This is a genomic window from Enterococcus sp. JM9B, assembly GCF_009933265.1.
Lineage (GTDB): Bacteria > Bacillota > Bacilli > Lactobacillales > Enterococcaceae > Enterococcus_C > Enterococcus_C songbeiensis.
Genome location: NZ_MAEK01000005.1, coordinates 22,237 through 32,153 on the forward strand (window position 1 = coordinate 22,237; position 9,917 = coordinate 32,153).

At 36.1% G+C, this 9,917-nt stretch carries 8 protein-coding genes and 4 pseudogenes; 3 read left to right on the forward strand and 9 right to left on the reverse strand.

What is annotated here, in order from left to right:
* Positions 1-11: 11 nt before the first annotated feature.
* Positions 12-860 carry a helix-turn-helix transcriptional regulator gene (locus BAU16_RS02085; protein WP_161526342.1) on the forward strand — a complete coding sequence of 283 codons (849 nt, stop codon included), beginning with the start codon at positions 12-14 and terminating at the stop codon, positions 858-860.
* On the opposite strand, the gene BAU16_RS02090 is transcribed toward BAU16_RS02085, so the two are convergent.
* The 3 genes from BAU16_RS02090 to BAU16_RS02100 all read right to left on the reverse strand — a co-directional run bounded on the left by BAU16_RS02090 (position 850) and on the right by BAU16_RS02100 (position 3,995).
* Positions 850-1,680 carry a carbohydrate ABC transporter permease gene (locus BAU16_RS02090; protein WP_161526343.1) on the reverse strand — a complete coding sequence of 277 codons (831 nt, stop codon included), beginning with the start codon at positions 1,678-1,680 and terminating at the stop codon, positions 850-852. The two genes, BAU16_RS02085 and BAU16_RS02090, sit on opposite strands and share 11 nt — an antisense overlap.
* Positions 1,677-2,585: a carbohydrate ABC transporter permease gene (locus BAU16_RS02095; RefSeq protein WP_161526344.1), complete on the reverse strand. Its 909-nt coding sequence runs from the start codon at positions 2,583-2,585 to the stop codon at positions 1,677-1,679. The genes BAU16_RS02090 and BAU16_RS02095 overlap by 4 nt, the downstream gene beginning before the upstream one ends.
* 138 nt (positions 2,586-2,723) lie before the next feature.
* Positions 2,724-3,995, reverse strand: a complete 1,272-nt coding sequence (locus tag BAU16_RS02100) for an ABC transporter substrate-binding protein (protein ID WP_161526345.1) — start codon at positions 3,993-3,995, stop codon at positions 2,724-2,726.
* 227 nt (positions 3,996-4,222) lie between these two features.
* Here BAU16_RS02100 and BAU16_RS02105 point away from each other — a divergent pair, with 227 nt between their 5' ends.
* Positions 4,223-5,182, forward strand: a complete 960-nt coding sequence (locus tag BAU16_RS02105) for an IS30 family transposase (protein ID WP_161526346.1) — start codon at positions 4,223-4,225, stop codon at positions 5,180-5,182.
* An 83-nt stretch (positions 5,183-5,265) separates the two neighbouring features.
* Here the strand turns inward: BAU16_RS02105 and BAU16_RS02110 are convergent.
* The 3 genes and pseudogenes from BAU16_RS02110 to BAU16_RS13790 form a co-directional block, all read right to left on the reverse strand.
* Positions 5,266-5,944: pseudogene (locus BAU16_RS02110) on the reverse strand (IS6 family transposase).
* Between the two features lie 44 nt (positions 5,945-5,988).
* Positions 5,989-6,351 (reverse strand): annotated as a pseudogene (locus BAU16_RS13785) (IS66 family transposase); the annotation flags it as partial.
* The gene (locus BAU16_RS13790; RefSeq protein WP_161526349.1) at positions 6,333-6,644 is read right to left on the reverse strand and encodes an IS66 family transposase; all 312 of its coding nucleotides are present in this window, start codon (positions 6,642-6,644) and stop codon (positions 6,333-6,335) included. The gene BAU16_RS13790 and the pseudogene BAU16_RS13785, both read right to left, overlap by 19 nt.
* 186 nt (positions 6,645-6,830) lie before the next feature.
* On the opposite strand from BAU16_RS13790, the pseudogene BAU16_RS02125 reads away from it, so the two are divergent.
* Positions 6,831-7,127: pseudogene (locus BAU16_RS02125) on the forward strand (transposase family protein); the annotation flags it as partial.
* 62 nt (positions 7,128-7,189) lie between these two features.
* Here BAU16_RS02125 and BAU16_RS02130 read toward each other — a convergent pair.
* From BAU16_RS02130 to mobQ, 3 genes and pseudogenes are all read right to left on the reverse strand, one after another.
* A pseudogene (locus tag BAU16_RS02130) lies at positions 7,190-7,393 on the reverse strand (transposase); the annotation flags it as partial.
* Positions 7,377-7,520 carry a hypothetical protein gene (locus tag BAU16_RS13525; RefSeq protein WP_202621229.1) on the reverse strand — a complete coding sequence of 48 codons (144 nt, stop codon included), beginning with the start codon at positions 7,518-7,520 and terminating at the stop codon, positions 7,377-7,379. The gene BAU16_RS13525 and the pseudogene BAU16_RS02130, both read right to left, overlap by 17 nt.
* 23 nt (positions 7,521-7,543) lie before the next feature.
* Positions 7,544-9,529, reverse strand: a complete 1,986-nt coding sequence (gene mobQ, locus BAU16_RS02135; RefSeq protein WP_161526348.1) for a MobQ family relaxase — start codon at positions 9,527-9,529, stop codon at positions 7,544-7,546.
* Positions 9,530-9,917 lie beyond the last annotated feature (388 nt).

Below are 9,917 nucleotides of genomic sequence, written 5' to 3' on the forward strand. Positions count from 1 at the left end.
GGAGAAAAAATATGGAAGAAATCTATTACAATACCAACGTTGCCAGCTATGCCCCAGCTAGAATCGAATCTATCTGTCCTGAGTATCTGGAGGATCATGATATTATCCGTCTCAATGGTTTCCCTTCTGTCTTATTTCTTTTTTCATTGTCAGGGGCCGGCCTACTAAAAATTGGCGACGAGAATTTTATTTTGAATGAAGGTGCCAGTATCATTATCGACGCTGACTATCCTTATTCATACGGTCCCTTTCATGGTCAAAACTGGCAAACTCGCTTTTTCTCATTTAGTGGTGATTTGATTCCCACTATAAAAAAAATCTTAGCTTTTGAACATTATCTAGTGGTCCACAGTGATATCAATGATTTGAGCCGTACCAACATTGATAATTGGTATCGCCTTTTAACAAATCAGTATGACCTCATCAACCATGTCAAGATTGGCATAGAAGTCCTACAGTTTTTTAGCGACCTCAAAAATATTCTCAATTGCGATATCTACAGTGACTCCTACACTTACCGCACATATATCCAGCCTACTAGACGTTATATCCATGAGCACTATTCGGAAAAGATTACCATTAAAGAATTGGCGAATATCGTCAATATCTCCCAGCAATACTTAGACCGGGTCTACCGTTCTTTTTTGGATATCTCACCTCAACAGTATCTCCTGAATTACCGAATTTCATTGGCTAAAAAAATGATTATCCAACGTCCTGATTTATCGGTGACTGAGATTGCCATGCATTGTGGCTTTAGTAGTACCAGTCAATTCATTACACATTTCAAGAAAATCATCGGTACAACTCCAAAGCAATACCGCGGTCGCTACACCACAATCGGGCGGGCTATCCCTTAACAGAGCCGCTATAAAGACCGGTGATAATATATTTTTGTAAGAAAATAAAGACTAGAAACATCGGAATGATGGAAACCAGTGTTCCTGTCATCAACATCCCATAATCCACCGTCTGACCAGCCCCTTTCATATTAGAAAGGATTACTGGCAAGGTCATGCTCTTCTCGTCTTTTAAGATAATCAATGGCCACAAATAATTGCCCCACTGGCCCATAAAAGTGATGACCGATAAAGAAGCGATTGTGGGTTTACATAGCGGTAAAATAACCCGATGAAAAATTGTCATTTCCTTGGCCCCATCCATTTTGGCTGATTCGATCAGCTCATCTGGAATGGAGGCCATATTTTGTTTCATTAAGAAAACCCCCATAGCACTGGCAACTCCAGGCAAAATAATTGCCCATGGCGTATTTTCCATCCCAATGGAATTAATTAAATTAAACAAAGGAATCAATGTCACCTGTCCAGGTAACGTCATCAGGATAATCAAAATCATCAACAGAAGGTTTTTAAATTTGAATGAAAACTTCGCAAAGGAATACCCTGCCAAAGCACTGATATAAACCGTCAAAACGGTCGCCACAATCGAGATGAACAAACTATTTTTCAAGGCATTAAAAACATAGGAATTATTCACCAAATTGGTAAAGTTAGTGATAAACTCATTCCCCGGCAATAAGCTCAAACTGGCAGAAAAGATTTCACTAGTACTCTTGGTGGAACCCACCATCATAAAAACGATGGGATAAATAGAGACCACCGAAAAAATCAACAAGACGAGATAAGTTAGTAACGTTTTTCCTTTTAAAGCTTTTTTCATTTCCCCTCCTCCTTATCCCTCGTTAGAAACATTTGAATCGCACTGATGATGACTACAATGGTGGTCAACACATATACCGCCGCTGATGCAAAACCGAAATTAAAGGAATTAAAACCATAATCATAGATATACATGATTGGTGTATAAGTGGCATTCACTGGTCCTCCGCGGGTCAATAATGACGGCTCGGTATAGAGATTGATCGTCCCAATGGTGGAGGTGATCACGCAAAAAAGCATCACCGGTTTTAACAAAGGAATCGTGATCTTGGTGAATTTGGTAAACGCACTGGCGCCGTCTAAATCCGCCGACTCATAAAGTGAGTTATCAATACTTTGCATTCCTGACAAAATAATGATGCTGTTATAGCCAGTCCAACGCCATGTCAAGGCTAGTACAATCAAGACTTTAGCCCAGAAAGGATCGGTGAACCACGGAATATTCTCCAAACCAAAGGCCTGCAAAATCTGATTAAAGCTCCCATACCGTTCATTGAAAATGATGGAGAAAACAATCGAATATGTAACCATATCCACTAAAACTGGAGCAAAAATAAAGAAACGAAAAAGTCCTTTTAGCTTCAAATGCTGATAGTTAAGCGCATTAGCAATAATACAACCTAAAATAATCATCACTGGCACTTGAACGATTAAGAATAGAAAGACATTCCCAATAGATTTCCAAAAAATCTCATCGCTTAAGACCCGCTGGAAATTTTCCAAGCCAATCCATTCCATTGAGTTTCCTTGCGCCGAAGTAAAAGATAGATACAAGGAATTTAAAATTGGGTAAATCATAAAGATTGCAAAAATCACAATAAAAGGTAGTAAGAAAAGATAAGGTGTTAAGGAAAATGATTTTGTTTTTTTCTTAGTTGGGACCGATCCCTGAGTTACCTGTTCCATAAAAGCGCACTTCCTTTCAAAAAGTCGCAAAGGATGTAGCTGGGAAAGTCAGGAGATTGCAGATAGCTCTCATTATTTCAGTGACCGCTATCTGCAATCGAGACTTTAACCGGCAACATCAACTGAGCTGGCTGTTATTTAGTACTTATTAATCTCAACTTTTGTCGCTTCTGAGATTTTATCGGCACAATCCGCTGCAGTCTTTTTAACATCTTTGCCGTTTTTGATATCCGCACAAGCATTACCCAATGGTGTATACGTATCAGGCATGATCGTGCCATATTCGATTTCTGGAACATCGGCAGTTAATTCACCAAAGAAGACATTCAAAGGCATCCCGAAGTACTCGTTTTCTTTATTGAATTCCGCTGTTTCATAGTACGGCGTGTAAGATGGAAACAAACCCTTTGACATCATGACGTCTTGCCCTTTCGTCGTTGTCAAACAATATTTCAAGAAGTCTAGCGCTTCATCAGGATTTTTCGATTGCGTCGTGATGGCTAATGTCCCACCCCCTAAGTTGGCATGGGTATTGCCGCCTTCTTCAAAGGCTGGCATCGCCATTACTTTCCATTTACCAGCTTCGTCAGCGACTTTTGACTCAATATGACCAGCAAACCAAACTGGATTGATGATACAGCCTAATTTCCCATTGGTGAAGCTGTTGATATCCCCTTCGTCGGTTTCCATGATTCCTGATTTAAACATTTTTTGGATCATTTCAAAGGCTTGGATTGAAGCCGGTGATTCCATATCAATTTTGCCGTCTTTAATAAAGCTACCGCCTAATTGATTCAAGAAGATTTGATAATGATCATAATCTGTCGGACTGCCGTCAGAGGTAAACATGACATCGGGCAAAGCCTGTTTAAATTTCTTGCCCGCCGCAATAAAATCATCCCAAGTTTTAATAGATGCCGGATCGATACCAGCTTCCTCAAAATAATCTGTTCGATAATAAATCGCTGTCGGCCCGATATCCCAAGGCATCGCATGGATTGAACCATCATCAGCATAAGTGCTGTTCCAAGCAGCGTCTGTAAAGTCAGTTTTGATATCAGCCACCTTATCGGTAATGTCTAAAAATTGATCTGGGAATTTCGCCAATACCCCTGAGAAATCCCGAGCTTGTGTATGAATAATGTCCGGTGCCCCTTTGCCTGAGATCAAGTTTGGCGTCACCTTTTGTAATTGAGCATCAGAAGGTTGAACCGTGATTTTGATGTCTTTATGTTCCTTCATATACTCCGTCGCACATTCTTTCAGAGCGTCTGCGGCCGTATCCCAAGAAGTGATGACAATCTCTTTTTTACCGGAATCATCCTTCCCTGTTTCTTGATTGCCGCTGCTACATGCAGCCAATGACATTAAAGCCATGACAGTTCCCAATCCTAAAATAATTTTTTTCATGTTCGTATCTCCTTCCTATAGTATTCATGATATCGGAAAAGCGCTTACAAAAATACCGGATTTTAACCTAAAAATATCAGATTTTGAAACATGATCATTTACTGTGATTATTTTAGAATATTTCTATTGGACGCCGATTGTAAAATTAAGCGAGACAAATAAAAAAATCATTTATGTTACACTCAAATTGTAATTCCGTCGAAAGAATACAGGGAGAGTGAACATAAATGACCTATACCCATCTTACACCAAATGAACTCGTAATTATAGAGGCCTATTTTCATCAAGAAACACCCGTTGCTTTCGTTGCCAAGAAACTCAAGCGTGGTAGACAGGCCATTTGCAATGTTTATCATTTTCTTAAACAAGGAAAAACGGCTCTCGAATACCTCGAACAGTATAAGAAAAATAAAAAACGTTGTGGAAGAAAGCCGATTGAATTACCCAAAGCAGAAAAAGAATACATCGAAGACAAGACAACTCAAGGCTGGACCCCGGATGTGATTGTTGGACGAGGTGAGTTTTCAATTTCATGTTCTGTCCGTACCTTATATCGTCGTTTTAAAAATGGTGAGTTTGATCAAAGTAAGTTGCCCCTGCAAGGGAAACGAAAACCAAACGGTCATCAAGAACATCGTGGAAAACAAGCATTCAAACGAAATATCGCTGAGCGAGAAACGGATTATGCTTCTTTTGAAACAGAGTTTGGGCATCTAGAAGGCGATACGATGGTCGGTGTCAATCATAAAAGTGCCGTCATCACCCTCGTTGAACGCCTTTCAAAAGTCATTATTGCTTTGAAACCTGAAGGTCGTAAAGCAATCGATATTGAAAAAGCAACGAATACTTGGTTTCAATCGGTTCCTAAAAATCTCTTTAAATCGATTACTTTCGATTGTGGTAAAGAGTTCTCAAATTGGAAAAATATTAGTAATACGAATGATATAGCTATTTATTTCGCAGACCCAGGAACACCATCACAACGAGGTTTAAACGAACACTCAAATGGTCTCCTTCGAAAAGATGGCCTACCGAAAGAAATGGATTTCAATCAAGTCAATCAGGATTTCATCTCCTCTGTGGCTTCAAAAAGAAATCATATACCCAGAAAATCACTGAACTACCAGACACCATTGGAAGTCTTTTTGAGTTATGTAAATGAAGAGCAGTTGTCTCGCTTAATTTGACAAATAATAGGAGAAAATAAACTAGCTATTGGTTCTGCTGCAAAGTTAAAAAAATAGCTAAAGTTTCCTGCTCTTGATTTATTTTAAACAGAAGTATCTAATAATTGTTTAATTTCAAGCGTCACTGAAAAGCCAAAAAGAATACCTTCTTTTCGGCTTTTCTTATGAATTCCTCGAATGGTTTCCATGCCCTTAATCGTGGTTGAAGCAGTACGCAGACTTCAATACAATTTATTTCTTCGTTTAATGGGTCGGTGATCTTGTTCGATTAAATTATTGAGGTATTTGACAGTTTGATGTTCTATCTTAAGTATACAGTCCGTTTTTCTGCAACTTTTTAAATGCACTACCAATAGAGGGGGCTTTGTCTGTTACGAGAACCTTCGGTTCGCCGAATTGAGTTCTTAATCGCTTAAAAAAAGCGTAAGCAGCTTGCGTATCTCGTTTTTTACGTAACCAAATATCCAAAGTTAACCAGTTGCATCAATCGCACGGTATAAATAATGCCACTTCTCCTTAATCTTGATGTAGGTTTCGTCCATTTTCTACGAATAGAAAGACTGTTCATTTTTCTTTTCCAAATTTGATACAGGACTTTGCCATATTCTTTTACCCAACAGTAAATGGTCGTGTGACACACATGTATACCACGATCATACAATATTTCCTAAACTTCTCGATAGCTGAGGTTATAGCGAAGATAATAGCAACGTCGACAATAATCACGTCTCTTTGAAAAAATTTGACTTTAAAAGGATCCATCTTCGTTCCTCCAGTCTATCTTCCCCCTCAATTTTATCCTAAAATCAATTTATTGGAAAACTTTGCAACAGAACCTTCTTATCTAAAAGTAAGTTGAACTTGCTCTGCCCATGGCAAATAATCTTCAAGTGCCGACGAATCGAATCGATTAATGAAGTTTGGCAGATGCTCAAACAGGAATTCAAAATGCTTCGTGGGATTAATCCATTAGCTTTGGCGGTAGCCACCAAGCTATAAACAATTCCATTGGCAGTGGCACCACGTAGACTGGCAGAGAAGTTCCAGTTTTTTCTCCCGATAGTTGTCGGACGAATACTACGCTCGGCCAGATTGTTGGAAATAGCGCAACGACCATCAAGCAAAAAATTCATCAGCCCATTTCGATTGTTCAGAGCGTATCCCACGGCTTTCCTAAGTTTGAACCGCTAAGTGAATGAAATGAACTGATCCATTTCCAAGATTGATCAAGCAGAGGCTTCGCCTTCTTATCTCTCACCTGGAACTTCTCTTCTGGTGAAAGCTTTTGGATTTCTCGTTCACTGCGGAATAATTCATCACAGAATATGACAACCTGCGCTGCCTTGGAATTTTTATCGGCTGTTCCTTTGGCTTCAATAAACTTTCTCCTCAGGTTCGCCCAACAATTTACTAACGTGGCATAGACACCAAAGCGTGATCGAGTATCCTTCGAAGAAATAATTTTTACGGACGTGTCAGACTTTCCTCCTAACTATAAAACAACACTCACAACATTCAAAAAGTGGTTCTATGATATTTGGTGTTGTTACTCTCAAATGAGTAAGGACACCAAGTTTTTTTTATAACAAAAAGACATTTGGTTGTCCTATAATTAAATCGCTGAATCCAATCATAGGAGGATAACCAAATGTCCATAACTAAGAATATCAAATGTACCGATGAAAATACAAGTAAATCCATCAAACAAATCTTGAATATCAAAGATTCTCATATTAGTTTCTCAAAAGATGCCATTAGTAAAAAGATTGTTCATGGCCGAATGGCCAATGTATTTACAGGACTGTTAACATACAAACCACATCATTGTGAATATTGCGGATTTGAAACAGTGAATCGCCATTCCTATAAAGATAGTTGGATTCAATTAATTCCCTATCAGGAAGTACCAACTTATTTACACTTATTTAAGCAACGTTTTCGTTGCACCCTTTATTGGGAGCGTCAATAATTTTGTGTAAATAACTCGTCCTTCTGCAAAATAATGAGTTACTCAGTAAACATTGAAGCTAATGTATCCGTCACTTGTTGGAAGCCTTTATGGCTTCTATTTAAGAATTTTTGATTGTATGTATCAAAGATGGATACTAGGAAACGCTCTAGTGATTCTTCATTTTGAAACTGCTCTTTTCTGCGGCTGTATTTCTTGATTTGTTTATTGAAAGATTCGATTAAATTAGTTGAGTAAATGCTTACCTGCTTGTACTAACTTATCTCTTGGATCGGTCGCTGCAAACACTGGATCAGTAATAAATAATGTACCTAATGCAATAACCGCACTTTCAAGCTTAAACTTTGTATTTTTGATAATTTTTTTCATTTTATACACCTCTTGTTTTTATTTTATCGCAAAGGAATATTCCTTTGTAATGATTGATTTTCTTTTGCTTTTGTTTGCTTAATCAATTTGTCTAAGTTTCGTTTTTTCTGTGGTTGGTTACCACTCAACAATCGATTAATTGATTTCGCAAATTGGAACATTTTTACAGATACTTTATTTTTTTCAGATTCATTTTTTTCCAATTCTTGGGATTGATCTTTATTAGTATTTTCAATTTCCTTACTTAATTCAATTTTATCAGAATCAGGTAAATAAGCATTGCGATTAACGACCTTTTTCAGATTGTGTTTTGCTAATGGGCTTAGTTCATCAATATACTTCATGCTATCTTGAACAAAAAATACACCTTGACAATCATTAGGAATTTTCACCGTCTGAATGTTAGTTAAGAAGCCTTTTGATTGTTCCAACATGGAATTAATTTCCTCACTGCTGAATCTAGCAACTCCTTCGACTTTAGAAAAATCAGTTGTTTTGTAATAGTCAGCTTTTGCAAGTAGCATTTCGCCTTCTATGACTGAATCTATTGAAACATTTTTATCAAATTTTCTTTCAACTTCTGATTGAACATATTCTATCAATCCTTGTTTTATTCCTATTAGTTTTTCTTTTTTAATTGATAAAATTTCTCTTCTTTCAGGGTTATTTTCTTTTGTTATACTATCTTCAACTTGTTTAATTTTTGAATCAAGATAACGGCTAGTTTGAAATGGTTTTTCTTTAAAAATCTTTTTACTTTCTTCTTTTTCTATTACTCTTTCATTGTAAATGACCTCTGCTAACTGGTCTTTATTCAATAACTGTTTTCTAAATATGGTTTCATTAACCATTGCTCTAACTTCGTGATTTGAAAATTTGTCAATATTCAAACTTGGATAAGATTTTTTGAAGAATCTTTCTGCTTGTTTATCTAAAATTTCATTTGCCTTTGTAAGCATATCTCGTTCACTACTAATTTTACTTAACATCAAACGTTTTTTTTGAATTTCCATTTTATTATTAAAGATAAGTGAATTTTCCCATCGTTTTAATTCACCTAATCGTTTATCAATGTTTTCATCATTAATAAATAATTTCAATTCTTTTGAAAGATTTTTCAGTTCTCCTTTTTCTAAAGGTGAGAAAGTTTTTTCAAATTTTAAAGTGAAGTTTTGGTCTTGTTTTAACACTTTCTCTTGACTTTCAAGTTTATCAAGTTCGGATAGAATATCATTGTAACTTTGAATTTCTAAATTTTTTCTTTTTAACTCACTTATAACTCCTTTTTCTTCTAATTTTTTTGAGTAAAACCCTTCATGAATTGTTGGTAGTTCTTTTTTTCCAAGTTCCGCATGCGATTTTTCTGTAATTTGTTGATCGATATTTCTATCTTTTAAATATTGGTTGACTTTATCAGCCCAATCTTTACGAATTTCGGAAACAAGAGATTTTCTATCCCAATCATTTGTTTTAATTGAAACGGTTACTCTTTGCCCTTTTTCGTTAAAAATCTGATTGCCATTTTCATCTAGTTTAGGTATTCTTTTTCTTTTATTTAGAATATTACCTTCACTATCTACTTCTCTCATTGTTAACATAATATGAGTATGAGGATTGTTTTCATCATCTCTATGAATGGCTACGTCTGCAATCATTCCTTCACTGACAAAGTTATCTTTTACAAAATCTTCAATCAACATTCTTTGGTCTGAATTATTTAATTCAATTGGCAATGCTACATTTACCTCTCGACAAAGTTGAGCGTTTGGACTTTTTTCTGCTAATTCCATTTTATTCCATAATGTCTGTCTATCTAAAAACTCATTAGGTACATAATCAGGTTTTAAAATAAAAGCTTCTGGTTTAACAGTTCTATGGTTGTATAGATTAGTTTTTTCATATAGTTCACTATACAATTTTTCACCACTTCGATAAGAAGCCATTGCGATTAAACTTCTTTTTCCGCCTTCTCTTTTTGCTATTGTCATAGATAAATGGAAGATTGCCAATTGTATCACCTCTCTTTCTTTTCAAACATGAGCGTAGCGAATTTTAACAAACACGCTTGACGATAAAACTAAACGAAAGTTAAGTTTTATAGCACATTACCTACAAACGTAAGTTAGTGGGTATAAGTGCGCCCTTAGTAAAACATCTAAGGGAATCCTCTATAAATTAATTCTACCACTTATCAATGAAAAAGTAATTATGTTTAATCTGACATTTTCGTTTATATTTAATGATTTTAGAAATATAATATAATATGATAGACATATACAAATTATCAGGAGGGATATTTTATGGAAAACCAAGATCAAAACATCAAGACAGAAAATGAACATATCATTCCAAAAACAAGACCAAAAAAGAGAAAGAAAAAAACTGTTTCTGATATTG

Excerpts from the sequence above, each read along its gene's own strand:
- BAU16_RS02090 (WP_161526343.1), bottom strand. The coding sequence starts at position 1,680 with ATGAAAAAAGCTTTAAAAGGAAAAACGTTACTAACTTATCTCGTCTTG.
- BAU16_RS13525 (WP_202621229.1), bottom strand. The coding sequence starts at position 7,520 with ATGAAAAAAATTATCAAAAATACAAAGTTTAAGCTTGAAAGTGCGGTT.
- BAU16_RS02095 (WP_161526344.1), bottom strand. The coding sequence starts at position 2,585 with ATGGAACAGGTAACTCAGGGATCGGTCCCAACTAAGAAAAAAACAAAA.
- BAU16_RS02105 (WP_161526346.1), top strand. The coding sequence starts at position 4,223 with ATGACCTATACCCATCTTACACCAAATGAACTCGTAATTATAGAGGCC.
- BAU16_RS02085 (WP_161526342.1), top strand. The coding sequence starts at position 12 with ATGGAAGAAATCTATTACAATACCAACGTTGCCAGCTATGCCCCAGCT.
- BAU16_RS02100 (WP_161526345.1), bottom strand. The coding sequence starts at position 3,995 with ATGAAAAAAATTATTTTAGGATTGGGAACTGTCATGGCTTTAATGTCA.